20 protein-coding genes are annotated in these 23,125 nt (G+C 71.3%); 9 read left to right on the top strand and 11 right to left on the bottom strand.

Annotated features, from left to right (window positions below):
• Nucleotides 1–24 precede the first annotated feature (24 nt).
• From ABH927_RS29765 to ABH927_RS29750, 4 genes are all read right to left on the bottom strand, one after another.
• Complete coding sequence (locus ABH927_RS29765) at nt 25–348, bottom strand: hypothetical protein (RefSeq protein WP_370027013.1); 324 nt, start codon at nt 346–348, stop codon at nt 25–27.
• Nucleotides 349–378: 30 nt separating this feature from the next.
• Nucleotides 379–1,383: an SPFH domain-containing protein gene (locus tag ABH927_RS29760; RefSeq protein WP_370027011.1), complete on the bottom strand. Its 1,005-nt coding sequence runs from the start codon at nt 1,381–1,383 to the stop codon at nt 379–381.
• A 214-nt stretch (nt 1,384–1,597) separates the two neighbouring features.
• The gene (locus ABH927_RS29755) at nt 1,598–2,098 is read right to left on the bottom strand and encodes a beta-class carbonic anhydrase (protein WP_370027009.1); all 501 of its coding nucleotides are present in this window, start codon (nt 2,096–2,098) and stop codon (nt 1,598–1,600) included.
• Nucleotides 2,099–2,159: 61 nt separating this feature from the next.
• Nucleotides 2,160–2,717, bottom strand: coding sequence for a thioredoxin family protein (locus ABH927_RS29750; RefSeq protein ID WP_370027007.1), 558 nt, complete (start codon nt 2,715–2,717; stop codon nt 2,160–2,162).
• A gap of 105 nt (nt 2,718–2,822) precedes the next feature.
• Here ABH927_RS29750 and ABH927_RS29745 point away from each other — a divergent pair, with 105 nt between their 5' ends.
• The gene (locus tag ABH927_RS29745; RefSeq protein WP_370027005.1) at nt 2,823–3,194 is read left to right on the top strand and encodes a VOC family protein; all 372 of its coding nucleotides are present in this window, start codon (nt 2,823–2,825) and stop codon (nt 3,192–3,194) included.
• 165 nt (nt 3,195–3,359) lie between these two features.
• On the opposite strand, the gene ABH927_RS29740 is transcribed toward ABH927_RS29745, so the two are convergent.
• Nucleotides 3,360–5,852, bottom strand: coding sequence for a DNA topoisomerase (ATP-hydrolyzing) subunit A (locus ABH927_RS29740; protein WP_370027003.1), 2,493 nt, complete (start codon nt 5,850–5,852; stop codon nt 3,360–3,362).
• A 166-nt stretch (nt 5,853–6,018) separates the two neighbouring features.
• The gene (locus tag ABH927_RS29735) at nt 6,019–6,594 is read right to left on the bottom strand and encodes a GNAT family N-acetyltransferase (RefSeq protein ID WP_370027001.1); all 576 of its coding nucleotides are present in this window, start codon (nt 6,592–6,594) and stop codon (nt 6,019–6,021) included.
• A 172-nt stretch (nt 6,595–6,766) separates the two neighbouring features.
• On the opposite strand from ABH927_RS29735, the gene ABH927_RS29730 reads away from it, so the two are divergent.
• Together ABH927_RS29730 and ABH927_RS29725 are read left to right on the top strand one after the other, a co-directional pair.
• Nucleotides 6,767–7,588 (top strand): TauD/TfdA dioxygenase family protein, encoded by an 822-nt coding sequence (locus ABH927_RS29730; protein WP_370027089.1) that lies wholly within the window; start codon nt 6,767–6,769, stop codon nt 7,586–7,588.
• 122 nt (nt 7,589–7,710) lie between these two features.
• Nucleotides 7,711–9,831 (top strand): DEAD/DEAH box helicase, encoded by a 2,121-nt coding sequence (locus ABH927_RS29725; protein ID WP_370026999.1) that lies wholly within the window; start codon nt 7,711–7,713, stop codon nt 9,829–9,831.
• A 35-nt stretch (nt 9,832–9,866) separates the two neighbouring features.
• Here ABH927_RS29725 and ABH927_RS29720 read toward each other — a convergent pair whose 3' ends face one another.
• Nucleotides 9,867–10,760 carry a carbohydrate kinase family protein gene (locus tag ABH927_RS29720; RefSeq protein ID WP_370026997.1) on the bottom strand — a complete coding sequence of 298 codons (894 nt, stop codon included), beginning with the start codon at nt 10,758–10,760 and terminating at the stop codon, nt 9,867–9,869.
• Nucleotides 10,761–11,069: 309 nt separating this feature from the next.
• On the opposite strand from ABH927_RS29720, the gene ABH927_RS29715 reads away from it, so the two are divergent.
• The 4 genes from ABH927_RS29715 (at nt 11,070) to ABH927_RS29700 (ending at nt 16,513) form a co-directional block, all read left to right on the top strand.
• Nucleotides 11,070–13,706, top strand: a complete 2,637-nt coding sequence (locus ABH927_RS29715; protein WP_370026995.1) for a GNAT family N-acetyltransferase — start codon at nt 11,070–11,072, stop codon at nt 13,704–13,706.
• Between the two features lie 54 nt (nt 13,707–13,760).
• A complete protein-coding gene (locus ABH927_RS29710) occupies nt 13,761–14,351 on the top strand; it encodes a DUF5998 family protein (RefSeq protein WP_370026993.1) in 591 nt (196 codons plus the stop codon).
• Between the two features lie 163 nt (nt 14,352–14,514).
• A complete protein-coding gene (locus ABH927_RS29705) occupies nt 14,515–15,570 on the top strand; it encodes an alkaline phosphatase family protein (RefSeq protein ID WP_370027087.1) in 1,056 nt (351 codons plus the stop codon).
• A gap of 130 nt (nt 15,571–15,700) precedes the next feature.
• Nucleotides 15,701–16,513 carry a sulfurtransferase gene (locus ABH927_RS29700; RefSeq protein WP_370026991.1) on the top strand — a complete coding sequence of 271 codons (813 nt, stop codon included), beginning with the start codon at nt 15,701–15,703 and terminating at the stop codon, nt 16,511–16,513.
• A gap of 19 nt (nt 16,514–16,532) precedes the next feature.
• On the opposite strand, the gene ABH927_RS29695 is transcribed toward ABH927_RS29700, so the two are convergent.
• The 4 genes from ABH927_RS29695 to ABH927_RS29680 all read right to left on the bottom strand — a co-directional run bounded on the left by ABH927_RS29695 (nt 16,533) and on the right by ABH927_RS29680 (nt 21,421).
• The gene (locus ABH927_RS29695) at nt 16,533–19,217 is read right to left on the bottom strand and encodes a CHAT domain-containing protein (RefSeq protein WP_370026989.1); all 2,685 of its coding nucleotides are present in this window, start codon (nt 19,215–19,217) and stop codon (nt 16,533–16,535) included.
• A 20-nt stretch (nt 19,218–19,237) separates the two neighbouring features.
• Nucleotides 19,238–19,750: a hypothetical protein gene (locus tag ABH927_RS29690; RefSeq protein ID WP_370026987.1), complete on the bottom strand. Its 513-nt coding sequence runs from the start codon at nt 19,748–19,750 to the stop codon at nt 19,238–19,240.
• Between the two features lie 67 nt (nt 19,751–19,817).
• Nucleotides 19,818–20,369: an RNA polymerase sigma factor gene (locus ABH927_RS29685; protein ID WP_370026985.1), complete on the bottom strand. Its 552-nt coding sequence runs from the start codon at nt 20,367–20,369 to the stop codon at nt 19,818–19,820.
• A gap of 44 nt (nt 20,370–20,413) precedes the next feature.
• Nucleotides 20,414–21,421 carry a S8 family serine peptidase gene (locus tag ABH927_RS29680; protein ID WP_370026983.1) on the bottom strand — a complete coding sequence of 336 codons (1,008 nt, stop codon included), beginning with the start codon at nt 21,419–21,421 and terminating at the stop codon, nt 20,414–20,416.
• 225 nt (nt 21,422–21,646) lie between these two features.
• Between ABH927_RS29680 and ABH927_RS29675 the strand changes: the two genes are divergently transcribed.
• Both ABH927_RS29675 and ABH927_RS29670 read left to right on the top strand, forming a co-directional pair.
• A complete protein-coding gene (locus tag ABH927_RS29675) occupies nt 21,647–22,144 on the top strand; it encodes a DUF3145 domain-containing protein (RefSeq protein WP_370026981.1) in 498 nt (165 codons plus the stop codon).
• Nucleotides 22,145–22,343: 199 nt separating this feature from the next.
• Nucleotides 22,344–23,096 (top strand): hypothetical protein, encoded by a 753-nt coding sequence (locus ABH927_RS29670; protein WP_370026979.1) that lies wholly within the window; start codon nt 22,344–22,346, stop codon nt 23,094–23,096.
• The last annotated feature ends 29 nt before the right edge of the window (nt 23,097–23,125 follow it).

The following is a 23,125-nucleotide window of genomic DNA, read 5'->3' as shown; positions in this document are numbered from 1 at the left end:
TGATACGGCTTGCTTGTCCTGGCCCTAGCCGGATTCGAGCTGCAGCGTGCTCACGCGCGAGCGGGCCTCCACCATGGCCTGCCGGTAACGCTCGTCCCAGTTGGGGTCGTCGTCGGGGATGGCCCGGACGGTCTGCTTGGTGAGCTCCACCGGGCCGCGGCTGCCCTCCGCGACCTTCCTGACGACGATCAGCGTCCAGCCGTCCTCCATCACCGTGTCGACCTCCCAGCGGGGCGTGGCCTGCGTGGCCCGCCCGCCCCGCTCGCGCGATCCCCTGAGGAGGAGCACGAGCAGGTAGACGAGGGCGGCGACCACAATCAAGGTCACCGGGAGGGCGAAGAGTCGCATCGGTTCCGACCCCCTGCTTGGTGGGAAGAGCTACTTGGTGGGGAGCGCGACGCCTCCAGTATTGCCCGGCGCGTACACCGTGATGCCCTGCGGGAGCGCCTTCAGTTTCTCGATGTCGGCACACGTCGGGCACTTGTTGTAGCCGTCCTGGCGCGCCTTGTTCGCGTCGGCCTCGGCGCGGGCCTGGGCGACCTTGGCCTGCGCCTCGGTGACCTTGGCGAAGGCCGCCTGGGCCTGGTCCACGGCGGCCTGGACCTCGGCGGGCAGGGTGACCCTGGACAGGTTGAAATGGATGCCGGTGAGGAAGTCCGCGCCGAGCGTGGACTTGAGGTCCTCGGCCAGGCTGGTGTTCACGGCGTTCTGGATCTTCGCGATGTTGGCGTTGTTGCCCTGCTGCTGGAGCCCGCCCTGCTGGTTGGAGGTGTTCTGCACCAGGGCGCAGGAGGACACGAGCTCGGCGCAGCGGAAGCTGTTTATCTGCGTGCGCAGGTCGTTGTCGATCACCGGGCGGATGATCTGGTCGAGGAAGGCCGACCAGCCCTCGTCGCCGTCCCAGGGGTAGTAGGTTCCGCCGCCCGCGCTGCGGAACTTCCGGGTGCCGAACTTGTCGTCGAACGACTTGAGCGTTCCGTGATCGAGGTTGAGCGCGAAGTACAGCGTGCCCTCGATGCCCATGTTGACGCCGTCGCTGCTCGGCACGGTCACCACGTCGACGCCGGAGCGCTCGCCCCGGCCCGAGTCCGAGGTGATCGTGTAGAAGCGCTGCTGGGCCGGGTAGCGGTGGATCTGGGACCACCAGCCGATCCACGTGACGCTGGACCCCGGATCGATGATCTGCCGGACGCGGTTGTCGTCGAGCGGGCCGCCGTCGCGGACGACGGCCACCTCACCGCCGTTGGTCCGCTCGAACCCGTTGAAGGCTCCGAGGACGGCAGGCACCGCGACGACGATGAGCGCGATCACCGCCAGGATCGCGAGCCTGCGGAAGGAGCGGGATCCGCCCGCGTCCGTGTGGGTGGGGGTGCGGCTGGGCATCTGGGGCTCCTCTGGAGGGACCGCGGAGCCGCCTCGGATGGCTGCCTGGAGGGGCGCATCGAATGGGCTGCCGCGCGGCGATGGAACTCACCAGGAAACGTAGCAGCCCCCCGGCGCGGTTCCCGTTCCCGTACGGCCGGGGCCCGGTCCGCTCCCGTACGGCCGGCGGGCGCCGCCGTACGGGAGCCAGAGGGCGTCAGAGCCCTCAGAGCCCTCAGAGCTCGATGGGCAGCAGCTTGCCGGTGCGCACGTCGTAGATCGCGCCGCCGACGGTCAGCGAGCCGGGGAGGAACGGGCTCGTCCGGATGCGGGTCAGGTCGTGCTTGAGCGCCGCGCCCTGGTCGGGCACGGTGCTGAACTCCAGGCTCCGGGTGTCCACGCCGTACTCGGCGGCGATGAGCTTGTGGACGTCGTCGTCGGTGGACTTGGCCATCCGGCAGTCGGTGTGCGGCATGACCAGGACGCGGTCGACGCCGAGCAGGTAGACGGCGAGGACGAGCGTGCGCAGCACGTCGTCGGTCACCCGAGCGCCCGCGTTGCGGAGGATCTTCGCGTCACCCGCCCGGAGCCCGAGCAGTCCGAGCGGGTCGATGCGGGAGTCCATGCAGGTCACGACGGCCAGGCCGCGAGCGGCTCGACCCGTCAGGTCGGAAGCACTGAAAGTGCTCGCATACGTGTCGTTGGCGGCGAGGAGATCATCAAAGGCACCCGTCATGAGATAGATGTTCCCTCATGGCCGTTTGCGGAGACGCAGGGGGTCGGGGGTCAGGCGAGTCTCAGCCGGGCTCGTTGCCGGGCTTCCACTTGATGCCGCAGCCCAGGCTGGGGTTCTGGTCCGGTACGGCACGGCCTTCGAGCACGGCGTCCGCGGCCGCGCGCAGGGAGGCGCCGGTCACCGGGACGTCGTTCCTCGGCCGCGCGCCGTCGAACTCGCCGCGGTAGGCCAGCCTGTGATCGGCGTCGAACAGGAAGAAGTCCGGCGTGCAGGCGGCGCGGTAGGCCCGGGCGACGTCCTGCGTCTCGTCCACGAGGTACGGAAAGCCGAACCCGGCCCGCTCGGCCTGCTCGGCCAGATGTGGCACATCGTCGTCCGGGTAGTTCACCACGTCGTTGCTGGAGATCCCGATCGTCGCGATCCGGCCCTGGTAGTCGGTTGTGAACCGGCCGAGCCCCTCCTCGATCCTGCGGACGTACGGGCAGTGGTTCGAGAGGAAGACGACCAGGACGGGGGAGTCCTTGAGGTCGGACAGCGCGACCCGGTCACCGGTGATGGAGGGCAGATCGAACTCGGGCGCGGAGGTCCCGAGGGGCACCATGAACGAATTGACGGCCATGGGTTCCATCTTTCCCCATCTGCCCGGGACCGCTGGGCCTGGCCCATCAGGGCGACACCGGTATAGATTCTTTGGCGGTGTTAACCGTTACCGAGGAGGTCGACGATGAGCGGGATCGCCCGGATGCACTCCGTCGTGCTGGACTGCCCTGATCCGAAGGCGCTGGCGGAGTTCTACTCCGCGCTGGTCGGGTGGAAGATCACGCGAGTGGGCCACGACTGGGCCACGATCAGCGACGGGGGACAGTTCCACCTGTGCTTCCAGCTCGCGCCCGATCACAAGCCGCCGATCTGGCCGGACCCGGAGCATCCGCAGCAGGCCCACGTCGACGTGGTCGTCGACGACATGGCGAAGGCGGAGGCCGAGGTCCTGGCGCTGGGCGCGGTGAAGCACGCCCACCAGCCCGCCGAGGAGGGAGGCTTCACAGTCTTCCTCGACCCGGCCGGTCACCCTTTCTGTCTCTGCGACGCCAACTGACGCCCTCTGGTGGTGATCGCGCACCGGCTCCCGTGATCATGCAATGTCTCACAACTGCATGATCACGAGGCGAATGGACGCAGCTCAGGCGGCAGCGAGGGACCCTCTGCAATCACGCTGAGGGCCGGGGCTGCTCAAGGCAGGCCTCCGGGACCCTCTGCATGATCACGACAAGGGGTTGGAGGGCTGGGCGTCGAAGTCGGCCGCCGAGGCTCCGAGTGCCCCGCCGATGGCGGCTATCGCGTGCACGAGCCGTACGCCCGAGCCGTCGCGGCGGCCGAGCTCCTCGGGGAGCGGCACCGGCTTGCCGGTCGAGGACACGGCCTTGGCCGGCAACGGGCCCGCCCACGCCAGCAGCAGCACGTCCTCGCCCTTCAGGAAGCGCTGGGCGCGCACGCCTCCGGTCGCCCGGCCCTTTGGCGGGAACTCGGCGTAGTCGGAGACCTTGCCCGTGCCCATCTGGGTGCCCGGCAGGGCGGTCGAGGAGCCCGCGATCGTCACCACCCGTGACTCGCGGCCGGGATCGACCACGCCGAACCACACGACCCGGGCGTTCCCCTCCAGACGGACCCCGGCCATCCCGCCGGCCGGGCGGCCCTGCGGCCGGACCGCGGAGGCGGGATAGCGCAGGAGCTGGGCGTCCGAGGTGATGAAGACCAGGTCATGGTCGGGGGAGGCCAGCTCGACCGCGCCGACCACGGTGTCGCCCTCACGGAGCCCGATGACCTCGAAGTCGTCGCGGTTCACCGGATATTCGGGAACGACCCGTTTGACCACGCCCTGCGCCGTGCCGAGGACGAGCCCGGGGCTGTCCGGGTCGAGCGAGCCCAGCCCGACGACCTTCTCGTCCGGGTTGAGCACGACATATTCCGAAACGGGGTGTCCGCCCGCCAGCGTGGGAGGATTCGCCGAGGGCGGCAGCGCGGGCAGGTCGAGCACCGACACCCGGATCACGCGGCCCTGGGAGGTCACCACGCCCACCTCGCCCCGGACCGTCGAGCGCACGACCGACACGAGCACGTCGTGGGCCGCCCGCTCGCCGTCGCCCTCGATCGGCGTGGCGTCGGCCGTACGGGCGAGCAGGCCCGTGGAGGACAGCAGCACGAGGCAGGGGTCGTCGGCCACCTCAAGGGGCACCACGGCGGTCCTGGCCGCGCCGGACGACTCCAGCAGGACGGTCCGGCGGGGCGTACCGTACGTCTTGGCGACCTCGGCCAGCTCGCTCGACACCACCTGGCGGAGCCGCGTCTCGGAGGACAGGATCTCGGAGAGCTCGGCGATGTCCGCCTGGAGCGTCTCCTTCTCCCGGTCCAGCTCCAGCTTGTCGTAGCGGGTCAGGCGGCGCAGCGGGGTGTCGAGGATGTAGTTCGACTGGATCTCGCTCAGCTCGAACGTCTCCATGAGCCGCGCCCGCGCCTGGGCCGAGTCGTCCGAGGCGCGGATCACCCGGATGACCTCGTCGATGTTGAGCAGCGCGATGATCAGGCCGTCCACCAGGTGGAGGCGCTCCTCGCGCTTGCGGCGCCGGAAGGACGACCGCCTGCGGACGACGTCGATCCGGTGGTCGACGTAGACCGCCAGCAGGTCGCGCAGGCCGAGCGTGCGCGGCTGCCCGTCGACCAGCGCCACGTTGTTGATGCCGAAGGTCTCCTCCATCGGCGTCAGGCGGTAGAGCTCCTCGAGCACGGCCTCGGGGTGGAAACCGTTCTTGACCTCGATCACCAGGCGGAGGCCCTTGTGGCGGTCGGTCAGGTCCTTGAGGTCGGAGATGCCGCTGAGCTTCTTGGCGGTCACCAGCTCCTTGATCTTCGTGACCACCCGCTCGGGGCCGACGTTGAACGGCAGCTCGGTGACGACGATGCCCTTGCGCCGCGGGGTCACGTGCTCGATCGTCGCCTTGGCCCGCATGCGGAACGTGCCGCGGCCGGTCTCGTAGGCGTCCCGGATCCCGCCGAGGCCGATGATCGACCCCCCGGTGGGCAGGTCCGGGCCGGGGATGAAGCGCATCAGCTCGTCGAGTGTCGCGTCCGGCTTCTTGATCAGGTGCCGGGCCGCCGCGATGACCTCGCCCAGGTTGTGCGGGGCCATGTTGGTCGCCATCCCGACCGCGATGCCGCTGGTGCCGTTGACCAGCAGGTTCGGGAAGGCCGACGGCATGACCGTGGGCTCGGTCTCCTGGCCGTCGTAGTTGGGCTTGAAGTTGACCGTGTCCTCGTCGATCGACTGCACCATGAGCATGGCCGTCGCGGCGAGGCGCGCCTCGGTGTACCGCATGGCCGCCGGGAGGTCGTCCGGCGAGCCGAAGTTGCCGTGCCCGTCCACCAGCGGAAGCCGCATGGAGAACGGCTGCGCCAGCCGCACGAGCGCGTCGTAGATCGCGGCGTCGCCGTGCGGGTGCAGCTTGCCCATCACGTCGCCGACGACGCGCGAGGATTTGACGTGACCTCGGTCGGGGCGCAGCCCCATCTCGCTCATCGAGTAGAGGATGCGGCGCTGGACGGGCTTGAGCCCGTCGCGGGCGTCGGGGAGCGCGCGCTGGTAGATCACGGAGTAGGCGTACTCCAAGTAGCTGTTGCGCATCTCCGCGGAAACGTCGATGTCGACGATCCGCTCCTCGAACTCCTCGTCCGGCGGGCGTGTGGTCGTGCGTCGGGCCATATCGAACATTGTGCCGATGAAGGCGCGTGGTCGCGACTCAGCCTCAGTTCCCGCCCGATTCCGCCGCTCATGTCCCGAAACATGTCGCGCGCAGTCGTTCCTTTGGTCCGGTAATCCGGGACGGCGCGGCTCATGCCGTACGGAATGGGCAGGGCGAGCGGTGGGGTCAGCCGCGGGGGCCGGCTCCCGGCCAGGGACCGGGCGTGGCGCCCTCATCCTCGTCTCCCGGCACGTTGAGCCTGGTGTCGTAGATCCGGAATCCCCGCGCCTGGTAGTTCGCCAGGGCCGCCGGGCCGTCCAGGGAGCAGGTGTGCACCCGGACGCGGCGGGTCTCGTCCAGCTCGGGCCAGCGCTCCGCGATGTCCCAGGCGCGGGCCGCGCCGACGGTGAGGAGGTGCCCGCCCAGCCCCTGGCCGATGGCGTACGGCAGGAGCCCGAAGCCGGCGATCTCCACCACGCCGCCCTCCTGGGCGACGAGCTCCACATATCCGGCGGGCGTGCCACGCACCCAGGCGACCCAGGTCTCGGTGCCGGGGCGGCTGAGCCAGTCCATCCACTGCGCCCATGTCCACGGGAGCCGGTTGGTCCACTGCCAGTCGCCGCCCACGGCGGTGTAGAGGAACCGGCTGAACTCGGGAGCCGGGATCTCGGCGCGGACGACGTCGGCGGCGGCGAGAGGCGGGCGGCCGGGCCGGAGATCGTCGGGGCTGGTCTGTTCGAGGTACCACGTGGTCACGTCCATAGCGGGATTTATCCAACCATGTCGCATTGAGCAGCCAGGGTCGCCGGGATCCGCTTCGCCGGCGGAAGCTCCCAGGCCCGCGCTCTCCTTGTCGCTTGAGCAAGCGGTTGCTTGTTAATGGGCGCCGCTCTACGCTGAGGGAAATCGCCCGAACGGCGTCGATGGAGGCATGATGATCGAGTTTCATCCCGTGACCCGCCACATCGGGGCCGAGGTGACCGGGGTCGACCTGCGCAAGCCGCTGTCGGAGGACGAGGTCCACACGATCCGGCAGGGCTGGCTGGAGCACAAGGTGCTGTTCTTCCGCGACCAGCACATCAGCGACGAGGAGCACATCCAGTTCGCGGTGAACTTCGGCACGATCAACCATCCCGCCTTCAAGAAGGACGGTGGCACCGCGATCCACGTGCTCGACCAGACCGACCCCAAGGGGGAGGGCGGCGACGAGTGGCACAGCGACAACACCTTCGAGCCGATCCCGCCGATGGGGTCGCTCCTGCGCTGCCTCCAGTTGCCGTCCGTGGGCGGTGACACGTTGTGGGCCAACGCGCATCTCGCCTACGAGACGCTCTCCCCGCCCATCCAGAGGCTCTGCGACGAGCTGACCGCGGTCCACGACATCACCAACTCGATGAAGAAGGCGATCTCCAAGGGCCACGACTTCGACCTGGCCGAGGTCCAGCGGAAGTGGCCGCCGATCGAACGCTCCGTCGTACGGGTCCACGCCGAGACCGGCCGCAAGGCGCTGTTCGTCAACCGGTCGTCCACGACCCGGCTCGTCGGCCTGTCCGACCGGGAGAACGAGGCCCTGCTGCCGCTCCTGATCGATCACATCCGATCGCCCGAATATCAGGTGAGGCTCCGCTGGCGGCCGGGTACTTTGGCGTTCTGGGACAACCGGAGCACGCAGCACTACGCGGTCGCCGACTACACCGAACGGCGCCGCATGCACCGGGTGACGATCAACGCCTTCCCCGAGCACCTGGACCGCTGACTCAGCGCGTGCATGATCACGACTGTCGTCGGCCCAGGTCGTGAGAGCAATCCAGGAACCCCGTGCATGATCACGTGCGGCGAGGGGCGGATTCGTCACCGGGACCTGGTACGAATGACCGGGTGAGCGAAGAAGAGACGCTGCGGGAAGAGGCCGAGGCGCGGCTGCGGGCGCTGGCGGGCGAGGGGGCGCGCCTCCGGGACGACCAGTGGACGGCCATCAAGGCCCTTGTCATGGACCGCCGCCGCGCTTTGGTCGTGCAGCGCACCGGCTGGGGCAAGTCGGCCGTCTACTTCATCGCGACGGCGCTGCTGCGCGAGCTGGGCGAGGGCCCCACGGTCATCGTGTCGCCCCTGCTCGCGCTGATGCGCAACCAGATCGCCGCCGCCGAGCGCGCCGGCATCCACGCCGCGACCATCAACTCGGCCAACCCGGAGGAGTGGGAGAAGACCTACGCCCAGGTCGCCGAGGGCATGATCGACGTGCTCCTGGTCAGCCCGGAGCGGCTCAACAACCCCGACTTCCGCGACCACGTCCTGCCCGAGCTGGCCGAGAGCGCCGGTCTCGTGGTGATCGACGAGGCGCACTGCATCTCCGACTGGGGTCACGACTTCCGCCCCGACTACCGCCGCATCCGCACGATGCTGGCGGACCTGCCGCCGGGTATCCCGGTCCTCGCGACCACCGCCACGGCCAACGCCCGCGTCACCCGCGACGTCGCCGAGCAACTCGCCACCGGCGCGTCCCCCGATCCCGGGCTCGGCGACGACGGGCTGGGCGAGGCGCTGGTCCTCCGGGGGCCGCTGGAGCGCGACAGCCTCCATCTCGGCGTCGTACGGCTTCGCGGCGCCGAACAGCGGCTGGCCTGGCTGGCGAAGACGCTTCACGAGCTGCCGGGCTCCGGCATCGTCTACACCCTCACCGTGGCCGCCGCGCAGGAGATCGCGGCCTACCTGCGCGAGCAGGGGCATCAGGTGGTCGCCTACACGGGGCAGACCGAGCCGGCCGAGCGGCTGGCCGCCGAGGAGGACCTGCTCGGCAACAGGATCAAGGCTCTGGTCGCGACCTCGGCTCTCGGCATGGGGTTCGACAAGCCCGACCTCGGCTTCGTCATCCATGTGGGAGCGCCGGCGTCGCCTGTGGCGTACTACCAGCAGGTGGGCCGAGCCGGCCGTGGCGTCGAGAAGGCCGAGGTCATCCTGCTGCCGGGCGCGGAGGACCGGGAGATCTGGGCCTACTTCGCCTCGCTGGCGTTCCCGCCGGAGCCCGTGGTGCGCGCCACCCTCCAGGCGCTGTCGGAGCAGGGCGTGATGTCGACCGCCGCCCTGGAGACGCGCGTCGACCTCAGCCGGAGCCGCCTGGAGATGATGCTCAAGGTGCTCGACGTGGACGGCGCCGTCCGGCGGGTCAAGGGCGGCTGGGAGGCGACCGGAGAGCCGTGGAGCTACGACGCCGACCGCTACGCCCGGGTCGCGGCCGAGCGGAGGGCCGAGCAGGAGGCCATGCTCGGCTACATCACCACGACCGAGTGCCGCGAGGAGTTCCTCCGCCGTCACCTCGATGACGAGACGGCCACGCCGTGTGGCCGTTGCGACAACTGCACCGGGAAGCACCGCTCACCGGAGATCGCGGCGGAAGCCGTACAGGCCGCGCATGAGCGCCTGGCGCGGCCCGGGGTGGAGGTCGAGCCGCGGCGGCAGTGGCCGACCGGCCTGAGCGACCTGAAGGGGCGCATCAAGCCCGAGCTGTCTGCGGAGCCGGGCCGCGCCCTGGGCCGCCTCACCGACATCGGGTGGGGCACCAGGCTCCGTGAGCTGTTCGCGGCCGGCGACTGCCCGGTGCCCGACGACGTTTTCGACGCCGTGGTGGCGGTGCTCAAGTCGTGGAGCTGGGCGGAGCGTCCCGTCGCCGTGGTGAACGTTCCCTCGGCCACCCGGCCCGTGTTGATCGGCACGCTCACCGAGCGGCTGGCGCGGATCGGCCGCCTGGCCTACCTGGGCGAGCTGGGCTACCGGAACGGGCCGCCCGGCAGCCAGTTCAACAGCGCCCAGCGGGTGGGGGCCATCCGCGGCACGCTGGCGATGCCGCGTGACGTCGCGACCAAGATCGCCGAGGTGGGTGGCCCGGTCCTGCTGGTCGACGACCGCATGGAGACCGGTTGGACCATGACGCTCGCCGCTGCCCAGGTCCGCCACGCGGGGGCCCCGGCGGTGCTCCCGCTGGCCCTCGCCACGACGACCTGACCCTGCCGGGGGCTCAGGTCAGAGGCGCTCTCGGGTCAGAGGCGGGGGCGGGCGCCGAGGTTGGAGATGCACTTGGCCGCGAGGGCGTTGCCGGCGGCCAGGGCCTCTGCCGGGGGCTTGCCCTCCAGCCACGAGGGCAGGAATCCGGCGGTGAAGGCGTCACCCGCGCCGGTGCCGTCCACCACCCGGTCGACCGTCTCGGCCGGCACGCGGACCGGCTCCGACCGGCTGTTGGTGTACCAGAGCGAGCCCTCGGCGTTCAGCTTGATGACGACCTGCGGGAACCAGGCGGTCAGCACCTTCGCCGCGGCGTCGGGCTCCTCCCGCCCGGTCAGCACCTTGGCCTGGTCGGCGTTGGCGAACAGCAGCTTGGCGCCGTGCGTCCACTCCAGGAACGGCTCGGCCCCGGTCCGCTCAACGGGGGCGGATGAGGCGCAGTCCACCGAGATCGACATCCCGGCCCGGCGGGCGAGGTCCAGCGCGGCCAGACCGGCGTCGCGCGATCCCTCGTTGATCAGCGTGTATCCCGACATGTGGAGGTGGGTGCCGCCGGTGAACAGGTCACGCGGCAGGTCCTCGGGGGAGAGCGCGGCGTTGGCGCCGGGGTCGGACAGCATGGTCCGCTCGCCCTTGTGCGTGACCAGCACGACACAGGTGCCGGTGGGGCGCTCGGGGTCCATGACCAGCCGGGCGTCCACGCCGTAGCCCATCAGCTCCATGTCGCGGTTGCGACCGGTGATGTCGGCGCCGCGGCGGCCGACGAAGGCCACCTCCGAGCCTTCCACGGCGAGCCAGGAGGCGATGTTCGCTCCGGAGCCGCCACCGTGCATGGTCACGACGGCCGGGGTGTCGCTCGCCCTCGCGAGAGGGAACCTGGCGCGGGCGACCGCATCCGTCATGAGATCGCCCACCACGACGACCCGCGTCATGATGTCACCACCTTGCCAACTGCTTGTGGAGGCGAGCCCGCCAGGCCCGTGGAGGGCCGGCGTCCTCTCCGTGCTATGAGGCTGACGCCCAGAAACCTAACAGTTTCCGGCGTCGCCGTGGGGCATAGAGCGGACACCGGGGCACAGTCGATGCACAAGCGTTGTCCAACCCACCGGCGGCGAGCTGGTCAATCCCGTACAAGTCCGGTCTCCGGGGGGGCCGGGGTCAACCCGGGGTAAGCCAGGAGACTAGCAAAAGTATGGATTCGCCCAATACGGAGCAAGGCGGACACCGATAGCCTCTCGTTCGTGCAAGCTCAGTATCCCGCCCACTGGGAGGCGGACGTCGTGCTCTCAGACGGGGGCACCGCACATCTGCGCCCGATCAGGCCGGACGACGCCGACCTGCTGCGGTCGTTCTACTCCCGGCTCTCCCAGGAGTCGATCTACTTCCGCTATTTCGGCCCGCGGCCCCGGCTGAGCGACCGCGACGTCGTCTATTTCACCAACGTCGACTACAACGACCGGGTCGCGCTGATCGCCACGATCGGCACCGAGATGGTGGCGGTCGTCCGATACGACCGGGTGAAGCCGGAGGACCACGCCGAGGTCGCGTTCCTCGTGGAGGACGCCCATCAAGGGCGGGGCGTGGCCGCGGTGCTGATGGAGCACCTGCGGGCCGCGGCGCGCGAGCGCGGCATCAAGACGTTCATCGCCGACGTGCTGCCGGGCAACCACCGGATGATGGGCCTGTTCCGCCAGGCGGGATACACGGCGCAGAGCCAGTTCGAGGACGGCGTCGTCCGGATGACGCTCGACCTCGCCACCACCGACACCGCCCTGGAGGTCAGGCTCGCCCGGGAGCACCGCTCCGAAGCGCGCTCCATCGAGCGGCTGCTGAAGCCTCAGTCGGTCGCGGTGATCGGCGCGAGCCGGGAGCCGGGCGGGATCGGGCAGACCGTCCTGCGCAACCTGCTCGGGGCCGACTTCTCCGGCCCCGTCTACCCGGTCCACCGGCACGTTCGGGCCGTGGCCGGAGTCCGGGCCTACCGCAACGTCTCGGCGATCGACGGCGACGTCGACCTGGCCGTGCTCGCCGTACCCGCCGAAAGCGTCCTCGAGGTCGTCGAGGAGTGCGCGCGGAAGGGCGTCAAGGGCCTGATCGTGGTCTCGTCGGGCTTCGGCGAGACCGGACCGGAGGGCCGTGAGCGCCAGGACGAGCTCGTCACCATCTCCAGGGCGTACGGCCTGCGCGTGGTGGGCCCCAACTGCCTCGGCATCGCCAACACCGACCCCTCGGTCAGGCTGAACGCCACCCTCGCGGCGACCCTGCCGGGGCGCGGCAGGGTCGGGTTCTTCAGCCAGTCGGGCGCGCTCGGCACGGCCCTCCTCCAAAGGGTCGCCCAGCGGGGCATGGGCATCTCGACCTTCGTCAGCGCCGGCAACCGGGCAGACGTCTCCGGCAACGACCTCCTCCAGTATTGGGAGGAGGACCCGGCGACCGACGTGATCCTGCTCTACCTGGAGTCCCTCGGAAACCCGCGCAAGTTCACCCGGCTGGCCCGGCGGATCTCGCGGAGCAAGCCGATCGTCGTCGTCAAGAGCCGGGGAGTACCCGACGGGCACGCCGCCCCCGTGCTCGGCCTGCCCGACAGCGCGCTCAGCTCGCTGTTCGAACAGGCGGGCGTGATCCGGGTCGACGACCTGACCCAGCTCTTCGACGTGGCGCAGTTGCTGGCCTACCAGCCCCTGCCGGCGGGCCCCCGGGTCGGCGTCGTCAGCAACTCCGACGCGCTCGCGCTGCTGGCCGTGGAGGCGTGCCTCGGCGCGGGCCTGGAGCCGAGCCCGCCCGCCAACCTGGGCGCGCGGGCCGGTGCCGCCGAGTTCGCGAGCGCGCTGACCGGCGTCCTGCCCGACGTGGACGCGGCCGTCGTCGTCTACATGCCGCCGATCCCCGGCAACAGCGACGAGGTCGCCGCGGAGCTGGTGCGGGTGGCCCGCGACTCCGGCAAGCCGGTGCTCGCGACCTTCCAGGGCGAGATGGGCATGCCGCCGGAGCTCCGCGTGACCTCCGAGCCGGCGGCCCCGGAGCGGGGCTCCATCCCCTCCTACCCCGCGCCCGAGGAGGCCGTGCGGGCCCTCGCCCATGTCGTACGGCATGCCCGCTGGCGCGGTGAGCCCGCGGGCACCGTCCCGTCCGTCGAGGGGATCGACGCCGGCAAGGCGCGCGAACTCGTCGCCGGCGCCCTCGCGGGAGACGGCCCACAGGATAGGAAGCAGGATCGGGAGATCGACGCCACCGGGCTGCTGGCCTGCTACGGCATCGACGTCTGGCCCGCCGAGGTGGTGTCTTCCGCCGACGAGGCCGTGGCCGCCGCGGGGCGGATCGGCTGGCCGGTGGTCGTGAAGTCGGCCGACCCCGAATCCTCCCGCCGGACCGGAACCGTCCGGATCGGCCTGAGCGAGCCCGCCGGGCTCCGGCAGGCGTACGCCGACCTGGCGGATCTCCTCGGGCCCGGCGCGAGCCTCGCCGTCCAGCACATGGCGCCGCAGCCCGCGGTGCCGACCGTCGTCGGCGTGCGGCAGGACCGCCACTTCGGCGGGGTGGTGTCCTTCGGGCTCGGCGAGATCGCGGCCCGTCTCCTGGGCGACCACGCGTACCGGCTGGCCCCGCTGACCCTGGAGGACGCCAACGGGCTGGTGCGATCGGTCCGCGCCGCGCCCCTGCTGTTCGGCGAGTACGGCTATCCGCCGGTGGCCGTCGAGGCCCTGGAAGACCTGCTCGTCCGCGTGGGGCTGCTGGCCGACGCCCTCCCCGAGGTCGCCCGGATGGACCTCGACCAGGTCCTGGTCGGCACGTCAGGAGTGGTCGTCCTCGGCGCCCGCGCGGTCCTGCGGCCGGCCTCGGGCCCCCGTCCGGACGTCGGACCCCGCCGTCTGGGCTGAAACCGGGCCCGATCGGATGTGAAAGCGGTGTCCCATACAGGGCAGGATGGACCCATGAGGGAAACCCGAGTCTCCGCCGCGGGCATGCGCGAGGCCATTGACCGCAGCGGCTACTATCCCGACCTGGTCGCGGACGCGGTCGACTCCGCGCTCGGCAAGGAGCAGGTAACGGCATACGTCGTGCATCACGAGGCCACGTTCGACCCGGCGATGGAAGTGCGCAGGCACGTCACGGTGCTGGTGCTGTCTCCCACCCGGCTGCTGGTGTGCCACACCGACGAGCACCCTCCCGCCGAGGGCATGCCGGCGTCGCACGCGTCCACCACCACCGAGGCCGTACGGCTCAGCCGGATCCAGTCGGTCGCGGTCACCAGAGTCGTCCCGGACCCGGCTTCCTACGTGCCCGGGGTGCCCCCCACCGAGGTCACGCTCACGATCGGCTGGGGCGCCATCTCGCACGTCGACCTCGAGCCCGCGACCTGCGGCGACGAGAACTGCGAGGCCGACCACGGCTACACGGGCGCGATCACCGCCGACGACCTGTCCCTCCGCGTCAGCGAGGCGGCCGACGGCCCCGAGGCCGTCAACCACGTCCTGGCATTCGCCAAAGCGCTCTCGGAGGCCACCGCCCGTTCGGCGACCTGACGGCGAGCGTCCTCGACAACCCCTGGGAGGCAACGTGGCCGAGCCCGCGCCGGTGTCAGAACCCGCACCCCCTGTGCCGCCCGCCGTACCACCGACCGAGCCGCTCATTGTGCCGTTCGTTCCCGCGTACGGCGTGGCGTCGCTCGCGGACCTGCCGGGGTCCATGCTCGCCTCCCTCGGGGTCCCCACCACAACCAACACGCTCGGTCTGAACCCCGCCGGGCGCGTATGCCTCTTCCTCGTCGACGGCCTGGGAGCCGAGCTCCTCAGGGCGCACCCCGGCGCGGCGCCGTTCCTGTCCGCGCACCTCCAGCGGACCCTCACGGCCGGGTTCCCGTCCTCGACCCCGACCAGCCTGGCCACCATCGGCACCGGCGTCCCCCCGGGCGAACACGGCATGGTCGGCATCCAGATGGCCGTGCCGGGAGAGGGACGGCTGTTCAACTGCCTCCGCTGGACCGCGCCCGGCCTGTCCATCGACCCCGACGTGTGGCAGCCGGCCGAGACCGTGTACGAGCGCCTGGCCGCCATGGGCATCGATCCGGTCTACGTCGCCCCGTCCGCGTTCGACGGAAGCGGGCTCACCCGGGCCGTCTACCGCGGCATGCGCTACCGGCCCGCCGACACGGTGGACGAGCGGATCGAGGGCGTACGGCAGGCGCTCCGCGAGACCTCGTTCGTCACCGTCTACTACGGCGACCTCGACGCCGCCGGGCACACCACAGGCTGGGGAAGCGCCCAGTGGCTGGAGAAGCTCGCGGTCGCCGACCGCATGGCCGAGCGGATCGCCGAGGCGCTGCCGCCGGGGTCCGCGCTCTACGTCACCGCCGACCACGGCATGATCAACGCCGTCGACAAGGTGGACGTGGACCAGCGTCCCGAACTGCGGGAAGGCGTGGCCCTCGTCGGAGGGGAGGCCCGCGCCCGCCACCTCTACACCGCCCCGGGCGCGGCTGCCGCCGTGCTGGAGACCTGGAGCGAGGCCCTGCGCGGCCGGGCATGGGTCGTCACGCGGGCGGAGGCCGCCGAGGCCGGCTGGTTCGGCCGCGGAGTTCGGCGCGAGTGGCTCGACCGGATCGGCGACGTCATGGCCGTGCCGTACGGCGAGTGCGTGATCGTGGCGTCGCGGGCCGAGCCGCTGGAGTCGTCCCTCACCGGCTACCACGGCTCCCTGACGGCCGCCGAGCAGAACGTGCCGCTGGTGGAGATCCGCCGCTGACGGCCGTACGGGCAGATCGGCTGCCTTGTGAAGGGTAGGCGCTCAGGTTGAGGGAGGTCCGGCGTTGACGGTCGTTGAGGCAGGGCAGAATGGCTGTCGGCCGATGTCCCCGTTCTGAAGGTAGGTGCCGATGAGCCCGCTGATCACGCCCGAGGAGCTGGCCACGCTCGACGGCGTCACCGTCCTGGACGTCCGGTGGCGGCTCGGTGGCCCTCCCGGTGTCGAGTCCTACCAGGAGGGACACATCCCTGGCGCGGTCTTCTGCGACCTCGACGCCGACCTCGCGTCCCCGCCCGGACCGGACGGCCGCCACCCCCTGCCGAGCCCGGACGCGTTCCAGTCCGCCATGCGCCGTCTCGGCGTGTCCGGCTCCCGTCCCGTGGTCGTCTACGACGAGGCCGACTCCACGTCGGCGGCCCGAGCGTGGTGGACCCTGCGCTACTTCGGCCACGGCGACGTCCGCGTGCTCGACGGGGGCCTGCGCGCCTGGGCCCAGGCCGGGCTCCCGGTTGTCAAGGAGACGGCTGCCGTGACGCCGGGCGACTTCACCGCCGTGCCGGGCGGCATGCCGGTCCTCGACGCCGAGCGGGCCGCCGACCTGGCCGGCAGCGGGGTCCTGCTCGACGCCAGGGCGGCCGAGCGGTATCGCGGCGAGGTCGAGCCGGTCGACCCGGTCGCGGGCCACATCCCCGGTGCGGTCAGTGCTCCGACCGGCCAGAACGTCGAGCCCGGCGGCCGTTTCCACGCCAGGGACTTCCTCCGCGAGCGGTTCAACACGCTTGGCGCGGTGGACGGCGTGCCGGTCGGGGCCTACTGCGGGTCGGGAGTGACCGCCGCCCACGAGGTCCTCGCGCTGGAGGTGGCGGGCATCCCGGCCGCCCTCTACGTCGGCTCCTGGTCCAACTGGGTCGCCGACCCCACACGCCCGGTCGCCACCGGCTGAGCCCGCCCCTTCGCCCTGGTCATGCGTGCCGAGCGCCGGCCGGCGGTTCGTCGCCCGAGCCGAAACAGACAAAGCCGCCGATGCCGGTCTTGTCGGCCGCCGCTGCCAGGGCCTCGGCGGGGGAGCGGCCGTCCGCGAGGAGCGCGTGGAAGAGCGTCATCAGCGTCACAGCCTCGTCGTCGCGCACCGGCACCACCCCGGCCACCACGGAAGCGGATCCCCGATCGAGGAAGGCCCCGGCCAGGCCGAGCGCGACCCCGTCGACGGGGGCGTGCGCCATCCCCGCATCGCATGCGGACAGAACGACCAGGCGCGGTGCTGTGCTGAGCTTCAGCAGGTCATAGGCCATCAGCGGTCCATCGTCGAGGTCGATCTTCGACAGCATCGGGCTACGCGGAGAGAACATCCCATGGGCGGCCACATGGACCACGTCCGCCCGTTCCAGCACGGCGAGCACCTCGTCCCTGGTAGCCCCGATCCGGCTTCCTCGGGGGTGTGCCCGGACGACCATGTCCGCCTCCGCCCCCGCATGCGTCAGCCCCGGCCCGGCCACCGCCACGACAAGCGGTCCGCCGCCTGGCGCGGTCACCGCCTCCACGAGAGGAAGGCCCCCTCGCTCCCGCACCGCCGGGCCGTGAGGCCCGGGCATGACCTCCGAGGATGCCTGAGAGATCATCGGGAGACGTCTGGCGAGCCAGGACGCGGCCTCGGAGGCCACCGAGACCGGGCGTCCGCGTAGCGAGGGGAGCAGCGGCCAGGGCAGCGTGCACAGGGCGCCGGTCGGCACGATCACCACCGGCCCGTCGGTCAGGCCGAGCGGTACGAGCACCTGCCGGTCGAGCGCGGCCAGCTCGCGGGCCAGCCCGTCAGCGGCCCCGGCGTCCTGAAGCTCGGCGTCCTGAAGATTGCGGCGGCGCAAGCCGTACCGCACTCGGACGGTCGCCTCCGTCGCCGCCGCGTACGAACCGAGGGGGCGGAGGGCGCACTCCCCTGAATTGACCACCACCGCGGCGAGGTCGTCCCCGTCCCGCACCAGCTCGACAAGCGAGCCCGTCAAGGGGGAGCGGCCCGAAAGAAGCCAGGCGTGGAGAATTCGGGGAGCGGAGACGCAGGGGTTTCCGGGCGGGGAGACGCAGGGGTCTTCGAGACGTGAGAGGGACGACGGCGATGTGCCTCGAACGATGGCCCGCCACCGCTCGGCCCACGTGAGGACCGTCCAGGCGTCGCCGCTCTCCATGGCCACCTTCAGGCCGAAAGCGGCCAGCTCCTCAGCCGGGCGAGCCGCGTGCGCGCGTAGCTCGGGCTCCGCCATAGCGGTCCCACCGGGCCGGTCATCTCCCTGGGCTGCCGCGTGCCCTATGGCTGGATGATGCGGCGGTTCGAGGCCGGCGCGGGCTGCGTCAAGGGCGCCCAGACGATCGCCGTCGAGGTGGAGACGCATGGCCTGAGCGTGGTGCCTGACGACGGGCCGGGTCGCGGAGCCTGCCACCAGGTCGAGCTGGGTCCGCGCGATGGCATGTTCGCCGAGCCGCCGGGCTGTCTCGGCGGCGGTGAGCCGCAGCGCGGAGGAGGCGGTGGCCCAGCCGCCGTCCGCGAGCCTGGACGCGCACGACAACAGGTCCGACAGCAACTCCCCGCTCGGGGTCTCCTGGGCCAGCCGGACGCGCAGCAGCACTTCCGTCGCGAGGGGCGTCCATGCGGCTCTGCCCTGGGCGGCCAGCTCCGACAGCGCGTCCTCCGCTGTGGCTCTGGCCTGGTGGAGGTCGCCGGTGAGGAGCTCGACCTGGGCGAGCGTCAACCGGGCGTCGGGAAGCGACGCCTGCGCTCCGGCGGCCAGCAGGTCGGGTAAGGCCTGCTCAAGGAGCGCCCGCGCCTCGACCGGGAGCCGTGCCGACACAAGCGCCTCCGCGAAGTCCGCCCGCATGGCCGCAAGACGCTCGGGATAGCCCAGCAGGGCCGCCTCCGCCGCCTGGTACCTCTCGAAAGCGGCTGGAATGTCACCTTGCCGCGCCGCCGCGAATGGCAGGTTCCCCTCGGCCAGCATGGCGACGTGGTCAAGGCCCGCCGCCCGAGCGATCTCCGCGCACCTCGACAGGTCGGCCTCAGCTCTGCCGTACTCCTCCAGGAAGGTGTAGGCGATGCCGCGGTTGAGGAGGGCGCCTGCCTGAAACCTGGGGTCCTCGTCCAGCGACTCGATCGCGCCGTGGCAGTGGCCGACCGCGTCCTGGTGGCGGCCGAGCACCATGAGCGCGACCGAACGCTGCACGCCCAGCCGCGCCAGGTCGCTTCCCGCAAGGTTCCGCTCGGCGAGGTCGGCCAGGCGCAGCGCGCCGTCGGGATCGCCGAGCTGGGCCTTGATCGTCACCAGCGACATCTGGGCCTGCGCCACCCGCCGCGGGAATCCCTTCCCGGCCTCGATGGCCTGCCGCAACCGTTCCTCGGCCAGAGCGAGGTCGCCCAGCTCCCGCGCCGCCAGCGCCGACGCCCGCAGCGCGACGGAAACCGCCTCCCGGAAGGCCGGCGGCGTGGACGCCATGTCCGGGGGCGCCTCGCCGTACCGAGGCCGAGGCGCTGGGAGTTCCGCGAGTACGGCTCGCGCCTCGGCCAGGGCGAGGTGGGGGTCGGTGCCGGCGAGGACGACGGCGGCCTCCGCTCGGGCGATGAGCGCGGCGGCGGTCACGGAGTCTTGGGGAGCCGATGTCATGCTCGGAGTCATGCTCGGAGTCATGCTCGGACGTGCAGCCAGCGGGTGGACACCGGGGGCAGGCCCGGACGATGGCAGACCACGCTGACCCAGCCGGGAGGCAACCCGGACACCGCGAAGTGGCCGCTCTCCGAAGGCGCCCGGGTCTTGCTGATATGGGCGGTGCGGACCTCGACCTCCCAGCCCGGGCCCGGCGGTGGGGAGACCTGCCCGGCCACCTCCAGGCGTCCGCCGACGACGGCCGGTTCGACGTCGATGGTCAGGCCGTCCGCTGTGAACCGACGCATCGCCGGGCCGTCCCCCGGCGCCGTGCCGTACGTGCCGGTCTCCGGAGACGTGCCGGTCTCTGGAGACGTCCCGGTGGCCGGCGCGGATCGGGCGCCCGGGGGTGCGGACACCTTGACGGGGGCGGCGATGACACCGCCGGGCAGGCGGAGCGCGAAGGCGGCGCGGGCGTCGGCTGAGACCCGGCCGGGCACCGGGTCCACCCCGGCGGCCATCCGAAGCGCGGCCAGCAGGTATTCCTCGCTCATGCGTGTTCCTCCTCCGGAGAGCCTTCCTCCCGCGTGAAACGGTCTTGGGTACCGATGCCTTGGGGGATCACGCGTCGTCGTCCTGGACCAGGGTGCGGAGGCGGGACAGGCAGCGGGCGCGGGTGGGGCCGATGCTGCCGACGGGGAGGTTCAGGCGGATCGCGATCTGGGCGTATTTCGCGTCGGGGTTCAGCACGTACAGGCGGAGCAGGGACCGGCACGGCTCGCCCAGCGTGTGGAGCCGCTGCCACACGTGCCTGCCGAAGTCGGCGTCGACGATGGCCGCCGCCGGATCGGGACCCGCGACGTCGGGGAGCTCATGGTCGGCCATCACCTCCCCTCGGGCCTTGCGGCTCAGGCGGACGGCTTCGTGCCGGGTCGTGGTGACGAGCCAGGCGCCGATCCGCTCGGGATCGCGGATGCCGTCGAGGCTCTCGACCATCCGCAGCCAGGCTCCCTGGACGGCGTCGGCCGCGTCGGCGGGGCTCAGGCCGAAGGCCCGGGCGACGGCCCACATCCTGCCGTCGAACCGGGCGACGAGCTCCTCCCAGGCGGCCTGGTCGAGGGTGGCGAACGACTTCTCGGATGACTCGGATGACTGTGGTGACTCTGGTGACATCGATGTGACTTCACGCGTTGGCGGGGGGACGGTGCGTGAGCACCCTATCGAGCCGGGGCGACGACGACCCCGAGATCGGGGATTCGCCGGCTTCCGCCGAGTGCCTGCCGTACGGCATCGGGCGGCGGCATGTCGCGGCACAGGCGGGCGACGGCTCCGGTGACGATCGCGGTGGCGAAGGAGGTGCCGCTCCAGGAGGCGTAGCCATGGAAGCCCGAGTGCTCCACGAAGCTGCTCGTCAGGCCGACGCCCTGGGCGCAGGCGTCCACCCACGGGCCGTACGCCGAGAAGGCGGCCCGCGCGTCCCCGTCCAGCGCCGCGACCGCGACCACGCCGGGGAGGGCGGCGGGCCAGAAGGGGCGGGGGGAGCCGGTGTTGCCCGCGCAGGCGACGGCCGCCGGGAAGGCGCTCAGGGCGTCCGCCAGGCCGAGCGGCGGCTGGTCGTCGAAGGTGTAGCCGCCGAAGGACAGGTTCAGCACGTCTACGCCCTGTCCCCTGAGCCGGTCGAGGGCGGCCAGCAGCCGCGCCTCGTCGCCGGCGCCGTGGCTGTCGAGCAGCCGCAGGACCCGCAGCCGCACACCCGGCGCGTGCCGCAGGATCAGCCCGGCGACGAAGGTCCCGTGCCCGGCCTGCTCGTCGAGCGCTCCGTCGCCGTCGGCGTCGGGGGTCTCGGCGATCTCGTCCCGGTACCACTCGCGGAGCCAGGGGTGCGGCGCGAGCCCGGTGTCCAGCACGCCGACCGTGACGTCACAGGGCTTCCCCGGCTCGTACGGCACGGCCCGCGCGGGCGAGGGCCGGCTGCCGGGCCCGCCGAAGTACAGCGGCTGCCCGACGAGGACGTGGTTGGGCGAGGCGAGGTGGCCCCTGTCCCGCAGTGCCGCCGTGAGGTCGAGCACGTCCACGCCAGGCGAGAGCCGTACAAGATGGATGTTGTGGACAGGAGTGGCGCTACGGGTCCAGCGGGCGACGGCGGCCGGGGACGAGGTGAGCAACTCGTCCGGCCGGATAAGGGCGGGGTGACCCGGGATGTGTTCGACCAGTCGCTTTCGCATCCGTTGTCCTTCGGCGGGAGGTTACGGCATGCGTCTTTCCCAATCCATAGCGTTGCCAAGCAGGAATCGGTATGACCCCCCTCTGGTGCCGCGCCACAACGGACGGTAGTCTCTCCTACAGTCAACGCTGATCTTAGAAGTTCGCAAAAGATCAGATAAAACTGTGATCATCCCAGAGCGTGAGGCCGTTGGGGAAGGCGCACCTCATGCGATTTGGGAGGTCCGGTGGCTGCTGCTCGTGGCGTCCTGTACGTCCACTCGGCTCAGCCTGCGCTGTGCCCGCACATTGAGTGGGCCGTCGCAGGCGTTCTTGGCGTACCCGTCGACCTGACGTGGACCGCCCAGCCCGCCGCGCCCGGGACCCTGCGGGCCCAGGCGGAGTGGGAGGGGCGTTCCGGCACGGCGGCGGCGATCACATCGTCTCTCATGGGCTGGCAGCGCATCCGTTTTGAGATCACCGAGGACGCCTCGCCGGGCGTCGACGGCTCCCGGCATGCTTACACGCCGACGCTGGGCGCCTTCACGGCCGTGGTCGGCGCGAACGGCGACATCCTGGTCCCCGAGGACCGCCTGCGCAACGTCATGCTGATGGCCGCCCAGGGCCGGGTCGTCCTGGAGGACGAGCTCGACCGCCTGCTCGGGAAACAGTGGGACGAGGAGCTGGAGTCGTTCCGTTACGCGGGGGAGGGCGCGCCGGTCCGCTGGCTGCACGCGGCTGTCTGATCGGGCCGTCCGATCGGGGCTGTCTGATCGGGCTGTCTGATCGGGCTGTCTGATCGGGCTGTCTGATTGCGCGGAAGTGATAACAAGCCCCTCCGGCAGCTTGTGAAATCAGCATAGAAAGCCGCGTATTTCGCCTATATAACCGGGACTCATCATTTCCCGACGTCCGCGCCTCCGGGCGGGACCCAAGGAGGAGTCCATGAGCGTTCCGGCCAGGCGCCTGGTTGTCGGCGTCGCAGCGGCGGTCCTGCTGGGCGGGCTGGTCACGCCCGCCCAGGCGGCGGCCTACTCCTACCATCCGAGCGACGCCGACTGGGCGGACTGCCCGAAGCTCCCGCAGAACGCCAAGGCCGACACGTGGAGCTGCATCTTCATCATCACCGTCGGCGGCACGATGAAGCTCGGCCAGATCCAGCAGGACATCACCTCGTCCCTGCGAATCACGGTCGCCCAGGGCAAGCTCGCCGACGGCAGCTCAGCGGCGGCGTTCGGCAGCGTGAAGGGCGACCGGATGAAGGTCCCCGGCGGGCTGATCGGCAAGCCGTTCGAGGTGCCGAAGATCACCGACGTCTACGTCGAGACCCAGGGCACCGGGCGGGTCGACGCCGGGCCCATCTTCCCGACCAACGTCGGCGTCAAGATCCGCATGATCCACGCGCTGCTCGGCAAGAAGTGCTACATCGGGAGCGACTCGAACCCGATCCTGCTGAACCCGCAGGTCACCTCGCTGGACCTGACCAACATCGACGGCGTGCCGGTCTTCCAGGTCGCGGCCAAGGACACCACGTTCGTCGTGCCGAAGGCCGGCGGATGCGGCCTCAACTGGGGGCTCGTCAATACCGCCGTGAACCAGCGGGCGGGTCTGCCCTCGCCCAGCGGGAAGAACTCGGCCGAGTTCCAGTGGTTCGTCCGGGGCAAGTCCTACACCGAGCTGCCCGGACTCGCCTCCTAGAGAGCGCCGGTCAAGGAAGGGAAGGAGGT

The organism is Planotetraspora sp. GP83, assembly GCF_041262585.1.
Classification (GTDB): Bacteria; Actinomycetota; Actinomycetes; order Streptosporangiales; family Streptosporangiaceae; genus JAOEGB01.
Note: the sequence above shows the minus strand (reverse complement) of the source record. Positions and strands in the feature narration are given on the sequence as shown.